Source organism: Streptomyces sp. NPDC058257, from assembly GCF_042881845.1.
Lineage (GTDB): Bacteria > Actinomycetota > Actinomycetes > Streptomycetales > Streptomycetaceae > Streptomyces.
Genome location: NZ_JBHVXJ010000022.1, coordinates 1 through 13,727, shown reverse-complemented (window position 1 = coordinate 13,727; position 13,727 = coordinate 1). Strand labels below are relative to the sequence as shown.

Genomic DNA, 13,727 nt, shown 5'->3' with positions numbered 1-13,727 from the left:
ATCAACACCGACACCCCGGCCTACGGGTCGATCCCTGAGAACGCATGGGTCAAGTCGTCGTACAGCGACGGCACCGGCAACAACTGCATCGAGGTCTCCGACCAGAGCAGCAAGATCTACGTTCGAGACTCCAAGAACAAGAAGGGGCCGGTTCTCGCCCTGTCCCCCCGGACCTGGGCGTCGTTCGTGGGACTCGCCTGCTCAGATGAGACCAACTGACCAGCTACACCCGCACGAACTTCGGCGTGGTCCTCCCCAGGGATTTTGGGGAGGCCCACGCCTCAGTGCTCTACCCTGCCTCACTCGTCCGACAGTCACAGCCTTACCGGTAGTGGCGAGTCGGGCTCAACCAGGCGAGCTGGATCAACTGCCCGCCTTCCTCGTCCGCATCGTCATCCGGATCGTCCGGGGCCGGGCCTTGACGGACCTGTTCGATCTGCCGCTCTATGCCGCGCAGATTCTCCACCAGGTCCATCGTCACGACGCCGTCGACGGTGACCTTCAGCGGATCAGCGAGGAGCTTCGCGCGCCGCTCGCCCAGGACCTCCAGCGCGACCGCGCGTACCGACCGCAGCCGGAAGTAGCGACGCTCCAGGTCGGCCGGGTCCGCATCCGGGCCGAGCTGGGCCAGCAGCCAGGACCTCTGGAACTCGTCCACCCGTTACTCCCTGCTCCACGCGGGACGGCCCGCCGCCGGACTGATCCGGGCAGCGGGCCGCCTCCAGTTGGTCACGACGACGCGGACGCCGAACGGCCCCCGCCCCGCCTCGGCGGGGACTTCTTCGCCCCGCCCGCGCCGGCCGTCTCCTCGTGGCCGTCGTCCTTGCTCCCGGACGGCTCCTCCTTCTCCACCGAGACCGGCACATCAGCCTCGTCGCCGTCACCCGGCGACTCCGCCCACGCGTCCGGGTTGGTGATCAGCACAGCCACCTCCGGCTCCGGGCACTCGCCCGGCAGGAGGATCAGCTCCTCCCGGGTGGACGGGTCCTGTACGTACACCGCGGCCTTCAGCCGCCCGCGGCCCGCCATCACAGGACCTTCGCCACGATGTGCGCGTCCGGGGTGTGCATGACCGGCATCCCGACCGCAGCGCCCTTGGTCCAGATCTGCACCGGGTCATCCTGCACACCACGGGTGATGATCAGGCCGGGAGCGTCCTCGCGGATGATCTCCGGGTTCGTCCCGCGCGACAGGACCAGGGCCTCCGCCGTGACCCCGTACATGGTCTGCGCCCACTTCTCCCGCTCCGGCGGCACCAGAATCCACAGGTCCTCGGGCAGCACCTTGCGGGGCTTGCCGTCGACACGGACCTGCGCCTTGTAGAACGTGATCGGCGGCAGGCTGTAGTTGCCGCGCACCACGTTGATCTGCTGCGGGGTGAGCGTCGCCGTCGGCGTGGTCGACGGGGACACCGACCCGTAGTACGCCGCCCTGTAGGCGTTGTTCGCCGCCAGGTACGAGAACGCCTTGCGGCTGGTGATCACCAACTCCGGTTCCGGAGCGCCGATGTCGTCCAGTTGCTGGATCCACCGCTGCTCGTCCGCGATCGGGTCGGAGGCCGGGTCCGACCACGGCCGCGGGGCGACCGGCCGGTTCTCGACCGGGACGTTCCAATCCACCTCCAGCGTCAGCCCGTTCTCCTGCTCCAGCGAGAACTTGCCGTCGCTGAGCACGTCACCGGCCGCCAGCTCCAGCCGCGACCGGACTGCCTCGACGTGACGCTCCACATCGTCATACAGCAGCTCGATCAGCCGGTCCTGATCCGATCCGTGCGACGCCTCCAGCAGGATCTGTTCCTGCTCGGAGACCACGAGCTTCTGCCCCAGCGGGGGCAGCGCGCCCTCACGGGACGTCTGCCACGCCTCACGGGTCGCGAACGGCACGCTGGCGTTGAACGCCCGGTACTTGGCGACGTTGACGTACCGGCCGGAGTCCTTCGTGCGCCACTTCACCTCCCGCATCTCGACGGTCGGGAAGATCGTCTGGGTGAGGAGGAAATCCTTCGGTGTCGGGATCGCCCTGGCGAACGTCGTCAGGTCCACGACAGAGACGTCCTTGAGCAGGTCCTGAATCGTCACAGCTCAGCCCCCGCTCAGACGAAGCGGATCTGAGCGGCACGCGGGTGCCACACGAGCTCGGACACGTCGATGCCGCCCGGCACCTTCGACGCCTTCACCGCGCCGTGCCACAGCAGCGCGGCCGGAACCCGCGTCTGTCCCGGCGCGAACGGGGCCTCAGCGATCACGAATCCGCGCAGGATCTGACGGCCGCAGTGGGCCTCGGGGTCGTACGGCCCGTACAGGCCGGACTCTGCGACCCTGCCGACCGGCACACCGGAGTACACCCGGCCGTACGGCTCGCAGCCGTCGCCGCACACGTAGTGCGTGCCCTCGCAGAACAGGTTCAGGTCGAGGGTGATCGTGTCGACGGAGTCGGTGCCGTGCAGGGACGCCAGCCACTCGCGGTTGGCGGTCGTGTACTCGGACTTGGATACGGGCTGGATGGACATGTGCGTGTCTCCATGGACGCTGCGGTGATAGTCCGCACACCGCCCACGGAGGCGATGCCGTCCACGGAGTCGAAGGGGGCGTGGTCCCCCAAGATCTGGGCCCGGGATCTACCGGGCGGTGGAGTCGCTGAACTCTGCGATCAGGCCCCGGCGCTTGGCCATCTCCAGCCCGGCCGCACCAGGCTTGGCCACCGGGGTCGTACGGGCAGGGCCGCGCCCGGCCGGTGCGCCCGCAGGGGCCGCCGGCACCGGGGTCCGCACCTCACCGAACAGCTCCGGACGCCTGGCGCGCAGGGCCTCGGCCGCCGCCTGGAACTGCGCCTCGTCCGCGTCCTCGTCGTCAACGGCCAGCAGACGTTCGGCGTCCACCAGGTCATCGCCCTCGGCGCCGAGTGCCACCAGCGCGGCCCGTCGGAGCGCAGCCCGCTCACGTTCGGCAGCCAGCTCCTCACGGCGCGCCGCCTGCAACTCCCGCTCCTGGGCTATCTGCTCGCGGCGCTCCACCTCCGACAGCGCGGCCTGCTCGGCCTCCCGCTGGCTGGAGACGAACTCCGTCAACGCCTTCGGATTGTCGAACCCGAGCGTGGACAACAGGCGCTTGATCGCGGCTCGTTCGCCCTGCGCCTTCTCCCGGGTGAGCATCTTCCCCAACCGGTCCTGGGTGACCGTGACCTGCTGATCCGTGCCACCGTCGTCCGGGGCGTCATCGAGCTGGTCGTTCGTCTCGTCCTCCGACGAGGCCCCGAGGATCGGGAAGATCGGCCGCCCGTCACGGCGGTGGCCGACAGGACGGCGAGGCGGCAGGGGCCGGACCATACATTCCTCCAGTGCGCGCCCCCGCGCTGCCGATCAGTGTAGCCACCTGCGCCGACACGGCCACAGGTCCTGTCCGACAGCCCCCAGCCGTCGCAGCTTCGAGAAATTCTTCAGCCTCGCGGTTCACGCTGCGGCACTCTCCCGCCTCTCATCTCCAAGGGCTCCTCCACGAAGGGACTTCCATGAGCCAAGAGCGCCAGTTGGGCGATGAAGAAGTAACGCATCGGCTGAGTGAGGAACACCGCGTACTGCTGAGCGCGCTAAGAGAGCTGCTCGACATCGAAGCCGGATTGGCATCCCTCCTCATATCGAACCCACGCTGAGGAGCCCTGTCCGACCGCCCCCACAAGATGGCGTCGAACAAGGAGGCCACGCCCCATGACCATCAACCCGTACACCGCCGTCGGGCTCATCCCGGACATCACCGAGATCCAGGACCGCGACGACATCGCCGTCAACCTCGACCACCTGTACGCCCTCACCCGGACCGCCGTCTCCATGGGCGGCCTCGATCACCCCGTGCGCCTGGTCGTCCTGCCCGAGGGTGCGCTCCAGGGCTTCACCGACGAGATCCACGACCTCGACCACGCCACCTACGCCCGCACCTGCGCGATCAGACTGTCCGGCGCGGAGACCGAAGAACTCGGCCGCTGGGCCCGCGAGTTCAACGTCTTCGTGATGGCGCAGGCCAAGGCGCTCCACCGCGCCTTCCCCGACCGGTACTTCAACGTCGGCTTCGTCATCGACCCGGCCGGACAAGTCATCCTGCGCCACTACAAGCTCGCCCCGCTCCCCCCGATGGAACACAGCCTCAGCCCGCACGACGTCCTCGACCAGTGGACCCGCCTCTACGGGCACGGGCCCGACGCGTTCTGGCCCGTCGCCGACACCCCCATCGGCCGCCTCGGCGTCATGATGGCCAACGAGGCCAGCTATCCGGAGAACGCCCGCGGCCTCGCCCTCGGCGGATGCGAGATCGCCTACCGCACCAGCTACCCGCTGCCCGGCGTCGCCTCCGACGCCTTCGACATCCAAAACCGGGCCCGCGCCCTCGACAACACCATGTACGTCCTCGCTCCCAACCCGGCCTCCTACACCGGCGCCGACGGCCAGCGCACCGACTTCTTCGGCGGCCACTCCACCATCACCGACCACACCGGCCGCACCATCGGCCACCTCGACCACGGCGGCGTCGCCTCGTTCGTCACCGCCACCATCGACCTGCCCGCCCTCCGCCGACAGCGCACCACCGCCGCATGGACGAACTGGACCAAGGACCTGCGCACCGAGCTGTACGCCACCCTGTACGCGCAGCCCATCTACCCGGCGAACCTCTACGCCGACCGCCCGCCGTACAACCACGCCGAGTACCGCGAGCACGTCACCGAACCCCAGATCGAGCTGATGCGCACCCGCGGTATCTGGCACTGACCCCGTTCACGCACCCCCGGGGGGCCGCGTCACCGGCCCGCCGCCACCGGCTCCCGCTCCTTCTCCTGGCCCACCGGCTTCTTCCCACCCCCCGCACCCGGACCGTCGTCCTCCTCCTGGCCCTCCTCCTCGTCCTCATCAGGCCCGCGCCGAGCAGCGGCCTCCGCCATCCGTGAGGCGGCCTCCTGCTCCGCCTTCGCCCGGATCCGCTCCACCTCCTGCGACGCGTCCTTGATGGGATACCCGGCCTCCACCAGCATCGCGACGGCCGTCTCCAAGCTCAGGACCCCGGCCCCGTACGCCGACACGACCTCCTCCAATACCGCCGCCCGGTCCGTCGGCGTGTGCGGCGACCACGCCAGCCGCGCGGGCAGCGTCTCCCCAGCCGTCCAGCCCTCCGCCCGGCCGGCCTGGTACAGCCGCTGCACCATCTTGAACAGCAGCCGGTACTTGTGCTCCCTGGCGAGCCGCATCATCCCGATCAACGCATCCAGCGGCCCCAGCGCCAGCTTCAGCGCGTACCCGGACGGCACCTCCGTGGCATCCAGCGTCCCCAGCCCGGCCGCCGTCACCCGGCTGTTCGCCGCGATCCGCTCCAGCAGGTGATCCACCCTGGCTCGCAGCTCCGCCAACTGCGGCGACGTGTCCAGCGCGTCCATCCGCCCGGTCTCCCCGAGCTGCCACACCGCCCCCGCCTTCACCTGGAGCTCCTGCGGCTTACCCGTCGCCCGGTCCACCGGCAGCCGCGCCCCCGCGAGACCGATGATCGGCGTACCCGTCGTCGCAGACGCCGCCGAGCTGTCGGAGTCGGTGGCCGCGAGTTCGTCGAGCGCCTGCAGAACCCGCGCGAGCACCGAACGGCCCCAGTGCTCTCCGCCGTCCGGGATCGTGTTCGCGATGTGCACCACCGGCACAAAGTCGATCATCAGGTCCAGCCGGTTCAGCTCCGTGCCGTCCGGCCGCACGCGGTACGCGGCCTTGTGTACCGGCAGCCGGTCCAGCGTCTCGCCGTTCTTCAGGTCCTCCAGCAGCCATTCCGCGTCCGTGAGGTAGCACGTCAGGTTGGACGCCCGGCCCGGCTCCCACGGATACGTCCGCGCCCCCGCCGAACCGTCCCCGCCCTCTGCCTCGACGTCTGCCTCGACGTCCTCGGAGATCGGCCCCAGCTCGTACGTCACCCGGCGCACCCGAGCCTTCAGCCCGGCGTCGTCGTCCGCCGGCAGCTCCCACGCCAAGTGCACCCTGGTCGGGAAGTCGTCGTCCTCGTCATCCCACTGCGGGAAGAAGAACCCCGGATCGTAGACCCGCAGCGTCGGCCGCTGCTTGACCGGGTTCCACGCCAGGACCATCACGCTGTCCCCGAGCAGAACCGCCGCCCGCTCCGCCTGCTGGACCCGGAACGTCAGCAGCTCCTTGTCCGCCCACTTCCGCAAGCGATCCTGCACCGCGGCGGCCTCCGCCGCACCGGGCGTCGGCGTCGCCTCATCCGCGTGCTCGGCCCCCTCGACCGCGACCTTCTGCTCCGAGCCCAGCAGGTAGCCGAGCGCGGTGTCCACCAGGTTCGCCGCGTCACCCAGCTCCCGGCGCTCCAGCGCGCCCGCGTCACCACCGACCGCCGCGAGCTGCCCGGCCTGGTTGTTGTCGTACGACGCCAGCACCTTGTACGCGGCCAGCCGCCGCAACTCGTGCGGCGGCATCCACGTCTTGGCGAGTTCCGGGAACGCGCGGCTGCCGGGGCGGCCCGCATCCATCATCACGGGCTTGTAGTTCAGCCAAGACCACGCATCGATCACGAGTTGGCGCAGGCCCACGTCCACTCCAGGAAGGTCGGCCCCGCGCCGTCACGCCAGCCTAAGCGCCCCCGAGGAAGGCCCGGCCCGCGAGGCCCGGAACTCACCTCCGAACACAGAGGTCAACTGCGCATGCGTCGGTCGTATTCTGCTGCCGATTCCAAGCCCATGGCGGCCCGCCGCTCGTCGAGACGCTCGGGGTCAACTACCGGCTGGGGGCGCAGATTTGAGCCGTCCGGATCGCGGACGTACTGCGTTCCATACACCTGGGGATCCCCGGCTGCGACCAGCACCCGGTCGGTGAGGTAGGCAAGGTGACGTGCAGGCGCCTGGCCAGCCGCGACCGCGGCCTTCACGAGCTCAAGCGCCTGGCGCTGAAACGCTGGCGCACGATCCGCGTGCTGAACAAGAAGCCAAGCTTCATCGGCCCCCCGTTCACCGACCAGCGCGAACCCAGGCCACCCATACTCCGCGATCACCCGCTCCAGCCATGCCGTGTTGTCAGCGTCGATCCGGCCCATCTCGGCTCCATCACGCGACTTCACAAAGCGGCGCCGTGCAGCCTGGTCTCTCTCCGCCCGGTGGTGCAGTTCCTCAGCGAGATCAGGGTTCATGCTGTTCAACCTCCCATGCCACAGGAGCCTCCCGAGGAAGTTCATCAACCTGGCCTCCGCTGCCTCAGCGGCTCTGCGGATCACCTCAGCCCCCAATGGCCCTTGCCACTGTGAGAGCCTGCGCCCCTGGGGCCGTGCCGCCCATCAGTAACCCGCCCGCCCACGCGAGCGCGCCGAACGGGGTAGCAAGCTCGCACGGCCCCCGCCCTCAGCCAGCCGTAGCGCGCCAGTCGCCACACCCGAACCGGTTCCCGCGCCACACCCACCGCGCCTACCGTCCTCGCATGGCCACCAGGACGAGCCGTCCCGCCCAGCGGGCCGCTCCCCAAGTTCGCTTCCCGTCAGGCTGGACAAAACCCACTGTCGCACCATCAACGGGCTTGCGCTGTCGCGAACTTGCCTAGGATCAGATTGCTTGCCGTTGCTCCTCCTGCTGGGCGTAGCCCGGTGCTCCACCCTTCGGCCATGCCCGGAAGGAGGAACAAGTGGCCAAGCACGCACGTCCCCGCAAGCACGAGAAAAGAGAGGAGGACAGGGCAAAGGTCCAACAACGCCGCGAGTGGACGATATCTGCGGTCAAGGTGGCTGCCTTGATCTGCACCATCGCCCACTCTTGTAGCGGCAACTAGCCGCAGCGAGGGGCGCTCCAGGAATGGAACCAGGGGGCGTCCCTCGCCCACACGACACCGTCGTAACACGACGCCGTCACAACCCAATTAAGCAATTAAGCGGGGGGCCTGCGTCAAGTTATAAGGGTCAATCCAGGGCGGAACGAGGCAGTACCAGGGGCTACCGACGCCCGCTCAGCCGTTGGTCGTCCGCACCACGCGGCGGCGGCATCGTCGGATCAAGGAACAGATCCCACAGCGCCCACACGCAGCTGTCGAGCAGGTCCGGGGAGTCCTCCGTCTCACCCTGCCCAACGAACGTCGTCATCTGCTCCTCCAGCTCCGCGAACACCCGCGCCGGACCCACGTGCGACACCCGGACCTGCTCGTACAGCTGCGCCACCGGAGCAGCCCGCGCCCTCTTCCCCCGAGTCGCATGAACGATTCGCCAGTTCACCGTCGGGTCCACCTGCTCCAGCAGTGCTGGCAGGTAGTCACCGCCGTTGTTCGCCTCGATGACCACACAGTCCGCACGATGCTCGTGGTACAGCTGCGCGGCCCGCTTCATCGCCTGCGTCGGCGTGTGCCGGTCCTGCTCGGCGTGCAGCAGATACCCGCGGGGCCGGTCGTCCCCAAACATGCTCTCCACCGGAAACCCGCGCCCGGCCACGGTGAAGGCTGTCATGTCCGCGTTCTCATGGCTCTTGGTCGCCGGGTCCACAGCCACCACCACCCGCTGCAAGTCCGGCAGATGCTCAGGCCGAGGCCGGAAGCCCTCGACCTCCAGCATCCAGCCCTTCCACAGCGCACCCTCCACGTCCTCCAGCAGTTCACCCGACAGCTCCTGCCGCCCCAGCCGGGTGCCGGCGTAGTCCTCTTCCAGCTCGGCCCGCGCCGCTGCCGACAGGTTCGCGTCGTTCTCCCGCATGTGCCCGCGCGTCAGCACCACCCGAGGCGGCTCCCCGCCCTCCCGATGCCGCTTCTCCTGCGTACGGCCACGCTCGACCAGCCGCTTCACGTGCGGCAGTGGCTTCGGCGTCGTCGAGATCACGACCTGCGGCAACTCCGCCTCACGCAGGCAGAACCAGACCATGTCGTAGACCTCTTGCGCGGTGTGCCGCGACCAGGCCGCGTACTCATCCAGCCACGCCTTGTCGAACGCCCAGCCACGGAGGTTGTCCGGCGTCTCCGCACCGAACCCACGGATCAACGTCCCGTTCTTCAGCAACAGCGTCGTCTCACCCAACGACGACTTGTACTTCACGACCTCTTCCGGCGGGATCACCGACAGCAGACCGGACTTCGGGGAGTCGAAGCAGATGTCCCGCACCAGCGTCGCGTTCCTCGCCACTACCGCGATCTGCGACCCCGGCGTCTTCGCCCACTCCCACACCGCCTCCGCCGCCGTCCGCGACTTCCCCCACCCACGGCCGGTGAGCAGCATCCACACCGTCCACAGCCACAGGGGCCGCCGCTGCGCCGCACGGGCATGATGGTGCCGCCACCCCGCGTGAGGCAGCCCGTCGCACTCCGGGACCTCACACGCCCACCGCCGCGCCGACAACTCATCAGCCCGCACCAGGGCCGCAACCTCCGCCTTCAGCTGCTCCTCGCTCATCACCGACGGGTCCGCGAACTGCTCGACCATCCGGCGCTTGGCCCGACCCCGGCTCACTGCGCGCCCTCCGACAACCGGCGCTCCAGCTCCCGGCGCAGCTGATCCATCCGCGCCCGCCGCTCCTCGTCCGACAGCGAAGCCACGTCCGCCCCCTGGTCCCGGTCCTCGACCGACCCGACCACGGGTGCCTCACCCACAGCCCGGCGCTCGATCTCCGCCGCGACCTGGATGTAGCGCAGCAGGTCCGACGGCGACAGCTCACGCGGGTCTAGCGCCTGGAGCCGGGCCACGGCCTTGCTCTGTACGGCCTGCGCCAACTTCGCGTGCCTGCGGGCGATTTCCTTACGCGCCTGCGCCTGCTCAGCCAGGAACAGCCGGTCCTGCTCACGGTCGTACGCCGTCGCCCGCAGCACCCATGCGAACTGCCGCGACCACCGGCCCACCAGCGCGCGGGATTTATCCAACTCCCGTGCCACCTTCGTGACACTGCGCCCCGGGCCGAGATCGCGGTACACAGCGAACGCCTCAAACGCCTGGACCGACTCCCCACCCTGCCGCTCCCAGGACTCCACGGTGCCCTCGGCCACCGCTCACCTCCTGGCCGACGGCCGTCTAGTTGCTCTGTGCGGCGAGGACTTCGAGCGCCCGCCATGGCTCGTCGGCGGGCACGGTGCCGTCCCGCACCATCCGGTCGATGGCCGCCCGTACGACGGCCGCCGTCTCCACCGGCACGTCCCGCACCCCGAACACGCTCTCCAGCGGCGCCGTCCCTGCCCGGATCGGTTCACCGGTCGCTGCGTCGAACCAGCCCTCTGCCAGCTCGGACAGGTGCCGCTCGAACACCGCCAGGATCACGCCGAGCGCCGTCGCACTGTTGCCGATCTTGTACGCGGCCCGGGACGTCTCCAGCGCATCAAGCACCGGCTCGTACTGCTCCAGCCCGGCCACCCACCGCTCATCCGCAGTTGCCGCCGACCGCGCCGCGTCGAACGCGGCCTCCGCCCGCTCCAGCTCATCGGGCAGGAACATGAACTGCACGCTGGCGAAGTCGAGGTTCGCCTCACCCAGGCTGGCCACGTCGACCTTCTCCAGCAGGTCCAGAGCCTTGTCGTCCAGGCCCGTGTACTGCCGCCACTCCACGTTCTCCAGCTCGTCGTACAGCTCCTTGAGGATCGCCGGATCGTCCTGGCCCGCAATCGCGTTGTGCGAGAGCTGGAGCGCGATCTGTCGCTGGCGGGCCAGCGGCTCGTCTATCTGCATCCACCAGATCGTCGGCAGGCCGGCCTCGATCGCGGCGAGCGTGCGGTGATTCCCCGACAGGACCACCAGCCGCCCCGACTCGCGGTCGTTCCACACCAGGGGCGTGGAAGTCAGGTGCCCGTCGCGCTCGATGTTCGCCACTAGCTGCCGGAACTGCTCGTGCGGCAAGAACCGCGCGTTCACATCCAGCAGTGTCAGCGTGCGCGGATCGCCCTCCACCATCTGCGGCGGGGCAAGCCGGTTGGTCTCCTCCATGGTCAGACTCCATCCTTCGTCGTTGGAGCGCCCCACCGCTTCGCCCACATCTCAAGGGCCTCGGCCAGCGAGTGCTGGCCCATGGCCCCCTGGTACTGGAGCTGGAACTTCCAGCCCTCCTCGTTCGACGGGCTGCGCTTGTTCAGCCGCAGCAGCCCTCGGTACTTCATCGACACCGCGTTGTTGCTGAACGCCGTCGTCGCCACCCGCCGGATCCGCCGCGAGAACGACCGCTGACACAGCAACTGCGCCTCGCTGCTCGTGGCCGCCAGCACGATCAGCTTCGACAGCCTCGGGTAGTCGGTCGGCGCGACAGCGAAGTCACTGAGCACGTAGACCTCGTCCGGCGTGAACGTGCTCGGAGCCATCGCGAACACGCCCAGCACCCGTCCACCGCCGTCCTTCACCGCGACGGCCAGGTTCGCCGCACCCGGCGCGATCTTCGGGTTCAGGTACCGGGAGCGCAGCGCATTGAACTGGCCCGGCTTCAGCAGCGACAGCCGAAGCGGGCCCACCAGTTCGTCACCCTGGCGCAGGCGGGGAGCCTTCACCGGTTCGATCGCCTGGCGCGGGGCGACGATCCTCGTCCGGGCCTCGCTGGCGTACACGTAGAAGGGAGCGGCGCGCGGCGTCGCCTTGATCACCCCGCGCAGGTACTCGTCCAGCTCGGGGACGTGGTGGTTGGAGGCCGTCAGCCAGTACGGCCGGTCCGTGATCGCACCGAGCACGCTGACCACGTCGTCGTCGGATAGCGGCTCGTACTGGGGCGCGTCCCAGGTGAAGTGGGCTTCCAGCGGTTCGTACAGCTTCTCGTAGCCGCCGCCGTAGAAGGGAGGGAAGGAGCACACCGGAGCATCGCCAGGGACCTTCTGGAGCCAGGAGCGCACGTCCTCCACCTGGTACGAGGCCAGTTCGACGTCCGAACCGGACAGCCGCTCGACCGTCTCCGCGTGCTTGGCCTTCCACTGCTCCCGGTAGGAGCGCACGACCCGTTCGTGCCACAGCCCTTCGCGGCCGACGCTGGCAAGGAACCGGGTGCCGAGCATCATCGCCGCGACCGTGCCGACGCCATCGTCCAAGGAGTCCGCGAGCCAGCCGAGTTCGTCTCTGCTCTCGTCGCGGAGCTGGATGCCGACCGGCTGCCGGGTGAGCCAACGGCCGACCGCGCTGGTGTAGATGGACACGTCCGAGGAGTGGAGGGCGAAGCCCATGCCCGCGATGCTGCGCTCGATGGTGAAGTTGCCGCAGCACGGGACGTACACCTCCGCGCCGCTCGGCCACTGACTGGCGGTCTCGCGCACGATGGAGCGCATGGGGCCCGGGATGGTGCCCTGGAACATCCGTCCTCCTAAACGGCAACGCCCGGCCTCGGCGGGATGCCGGGCCGGGCGCTGCGCTGGAACCTGACACAAGGAGCGCAGAGCCCCTTGAAATCATGTCACCTATCTTTTGGTGTGACGGAACCTTCTGTCACGCGATCTCGACAAGGGACTTCAGCCGGTCGGGAGCTTGCTCCAGAACCACACTCCGGAGTCGTCAGCCTCCATCACTGCGACAGCGAACCCGTCGTCCTCACCGCTGGGTTCCACCCAGACCATGAGGTGATCATCGAAAACGACGTCCACCTGTGCCGGGTACACGCCGTCCGCGATGTCCTCATGCCCCCGAAGCCTCACCTCGATCTTGGAGCCAGGCTCGACGGCTTTCAGGTCCCTCATCACGTTCCTCCCCGCTCGCGCTTCGCTCTGAACTGCGCCAGCACCGCTCACAGTAGGGTGCCCTGCTGGAAGCCACCATCCGCCATGGGGGACAGCTCCCGCACCTCGTCCCCGGTGCGATCCTTCCACCAGGAGGCGAACACCGTGCGGTGGCACCACAGGCTCGGCTTGGTCAGATCCTCGAAGCAGAGCAGAACGAGGCGGTGATCACCCTCGGCCTCCGCAATCTGCTGGAGCCGCGCGGCGATTCGCTCGGGGCCGAGCTGGTCGAGGTCGGCCCTGTATGCCGCCGTGAACTCGGGCACCGGCGCGGAGAGGTAGTCCCGACGCGGCGCGAGCTCCCGCACCGAGTGAGTGAGGGAGTAGGGGAGCTTGAAGCGGACGCCGCCCAGGGTGATCCGTACCGGAACCCCTTGCGGGGGCTGGAACGCCTGGATTTGGTTGGTGAACAGGGTTATCACGCAGCTGTTCCTTTCGTGCTGCTCGGCTGCCGGGCGCACTCGGCGGCGCCGCCGCCGGCAGGCCCGGGTTCCTTCGGTGCCACCCGCTCAGGTCCTCGTAGACCTGAGCGGCACCGGGCCCGCAGGGATTCGCCCCCTGCGGGCCCGGCCCGTGTCAGTCCTGGCTCTGGTCGTCTGTCCAGTAGTCGTGGAACACCATGCGGGCAGTGGTGGCCTGAGTGACCCATTTGCGGTGCAGGCCCTCGAACTCCCGGAGCGCCGTCTGGTACTCCTCCTGATGGTCTCCGATGGTCTTGAAGGACTGGCCCTCACCGATGGCCAGCGTCAGATCCCGGACCGCTTCTGCGAGCTTCCGGCTGGCCTCACTCAGGATGCGCGAGGTCTCCCGGCTGTTGCTTGCGAAATCCAGTGCTATCCGAGTGCTGTTGTCCTTGGGGCCGTACATAGTGGGCTCGTAGACCGTCTCGTGGAATTCGTAGGTGTAATCCATGACGCCCCTGCTCCATTCTCTGGGTTAATTCCCTTTGCTGTACTTATATCTTATTGGAATTACTGAGCTAGGTACACATTCACCCTGAATTAATTTTCCTGAATTCCGCAATCCCGGCGCCTCTGGTAAAAGCGTGGGCGCGGCCCGGATACCGGGC

The 13,727-nt window shown here is 68.7% G+C and carries 17 protein-coding genes; 3 read left to right on the top strand and 14 right to left on the bottom strand.

Features of this window, described 5'->3' with window-relative positions:
* Nucleotides 1-219, top strand: a complete 219-nt coding sequence (locus ACFVXC_RS35170; protein ID WP_389914292.1) for a DUF397 domain-containing protein — start codon at nt 1-3, stop codon at nt 217-219.
* Nucleotides 220-322: 103 nt separating this feature from the next.
* Here the strand turns inward: ACFVXC_RS35170 and ACFVXC_RS35165 are convergent, their stop codons facing one another.
* The 5 genes from ACFVXC_RS35165 to ACFVXC_RS35145 all read right to left on the bottom strand — a co-directional run bounded on the left by ACFVXC_RS35165 (nt 323) and on the right by ACFVXC_RS35145 (nt 3,325).
* On the bottom strand, nt 323-658 hold the full coding sequence (locus ACFVXC_RS35165; RefSeq protein ID WP_384277612.1) for a hypothetical protein: 336 nt from the start codon (nt 656-658) through the stop codon (nt 323-325).
* Between the two features lie 71 nt (nt 659-729).
* Nucleotides 730-1,029, bottom strand: a complete 300-nt coding sequence (locus ACFVXC_RS35160) for a hypothetical protein (protein WP_384277614.1) — start codon at nt 1,027-1,029, stop codon at nt 730-732.
* Nucleotides 1,029-2,078: a major capsid protein gene (locus ACFVXC_RS35155; RefSeq protein ID WP_384277616.1), complete on the bottom strand. Its 1,050-nt coding sequence runs from the start codon at nt 2,076-2,078 to the stop codon at nt 1,029-1,031. The genes ACFVXC_RS35160 and ACFVXC_RS35155 overlap by 1 nt, the downstream gene beginning before the upstream one ends.
* Before the next feature lie 14 nt (nt 2,079-2,092).
* A complete protein-coding gene (locus ACFVXC_RS35150) occupies nt 2,093-2,509 on the bottom strand; it encodes a head decoration protein (protein ID WP_384277619.1) in 417 nt (138 codons plus the stop codon).
* Between the two features lie 108 nt (nt 2,510-2,617).
* Nucleotides 2,618-3,325 (bottom strand): hypothetical protein, encoded by a 708-nt coding sequence (locus ACFVXC_RS35145; RefSeq protein ID WP_384277621.1) that lies wholly within the window; start codon nt 3,323-3,325, stop codon nt 2,618-2,620.
* Between the two features lie 182 nt (nt 3,326-3,507).
* Here ACFVXC_RS35145 and ACFVXC_RS35140 point away from each other — a divergent pair, with 182 nt between their 5' ends.
* Complete coding sequence (locus tag ACFVXC_RS35140; protein ID WP_384277623.1) at nt 3,508-3,648, top strand: hypothetical protein; 141 nt, start codon at nt 3,508-3,510, stop codon at nt 3,646-3,648.
* Nucleotides 3,649-3,703: 55 nt separating this feature from the next.
* Nucleotides 3,704-4,756 (top strand): nitrilase-related carbon-nitrogen hydrolase, encoded by a 1,053-nt coding sequence (locus ACFVXC_RS35135; RefSeq protein WP_384277625.1) that lies wholly within the window; start codon nt 3,704-3,706, stop codon nt 4,754-4,756.
* Between the two features lie 29 nt (nt 4,757-4,785).
* On the opposite strand, the gene ACFVXC_RS35130 is transcribed toward ACFVXC_RS35135, so the two are convergent.
* The 9 genes from ACFVXC_RS35130 to ACFVXC_RS35090 all read right to left on the bottom strand — a co-directional run bounded on the left by ACFVXC_RS35130 (nt 4,786) and on the right by ACFVXC_RS35090 (nt 13,570).
* Nucleotides 4,786-6,573, bottom strand: coding sequence for a hypothetical protein (locus tag ACFVXC_RS35130; protein WP_384277627.1), 1,788 nt, complete (start codon nt 6,571-6,573; stop codon nt 4,786-4,788).
* 95 nt (nt 6,574-6,668) lie between these two features.
* A complete protein-coding gene (locus tag ACFVXC_RS35125; protein WP_384277629.1) occupies nt 6,669-7,160 on the bottom strand; it encodes a DUF6624 domain-containing protein in 492 nt (163 codons plus the stop codon).
* A 789-nt stretch (nt 7,161-7,949) separates the two neighbouring features.
* Nucleotides 7,950-9,443, bottom strand: a complete 1,494-nt coding sequence (locus ACFVXC_RS35120) for a terminase large subunit domain-containing protein (protein ID WP_384277632.1) — start codon at nt 9,441-9,443, stop codon at nt 7,950-7,952.
* Entirely contained in the window at nt 9,440-9,973 is a 534-nt protein-coding gene (locus ACFVXC_RS35115) for a hypothetical protein (RefSeq protein ID WP_384277634.1), read from the bottom strand. Before ACFVXC_RS35115 ends, ACFVXC_RS35120 begins: the two co-directional genes overlap by 4 nt.
* Before the next feature lie 25 nt (nt 9,974-9,998).
* Nucleotides 9,999-10,901 (bottom strand): ParB N-terminal domain-containing protein, encoded by a 903-nt coding sequence (locus ACFVXC_RS35110; RefSeq protein ID WP_384277636.1) that lies wholly within the window; start codon nt 10,899-10,901, stop codon nt 9,999-10,001.
* 2 nt (nt 10,902-10,903) lie between these two features.
* The gene (locus ACFVXC_RS35105; RefSeq protein ID WP_384277639.1) at nt 10,904-12,241 is read right to left on the bottom strand and encodes a hypothetical protein; all 1,338 of its coding nucleotides are present in this window, start codon (nt 12,239-12,241) and stop codon (nt 10,904-10,906) included.
* Between the two features lie 153 nt (nt 12,242-12,394).
* Nucleotides 12,395-12,619, bottom strand: a complete 225-nt coding sequence (locus ACFVXC_RS35100) for a hypothetical protein (protein WP_384277641.1) — start codon at nt 12,617-12,619, stop codon at nt 12,395-12,397.
* 47 nt (nt 12,620-12,666) lie between these two features.
* Nucleotides 12,667-13,080, bottom strand: a complete 414-nt coding sequence (locus ACFVXC_RS35095) for a hypothetical protein (RefSeq protein ID WP_384277644.1) — start codon at nt 13,078-13,080, stop codon at nt 12,667-12,669.
* Nucleotides 13,081-13,234: 154 nt separating this feature from the next.
* Nucleotides 13,235-13,570, bottom strand: coding sequence for a hypothetical protein (locus ACFVXC_RS35090; RefSeq protein WP_384277646.1), 336 nt, complete (start codon nt 13,568-13,570; stop codon nt 13,235-13,237).
* Nucleotides 13,571-13,727: the final 157 nt, after the last annotated feature.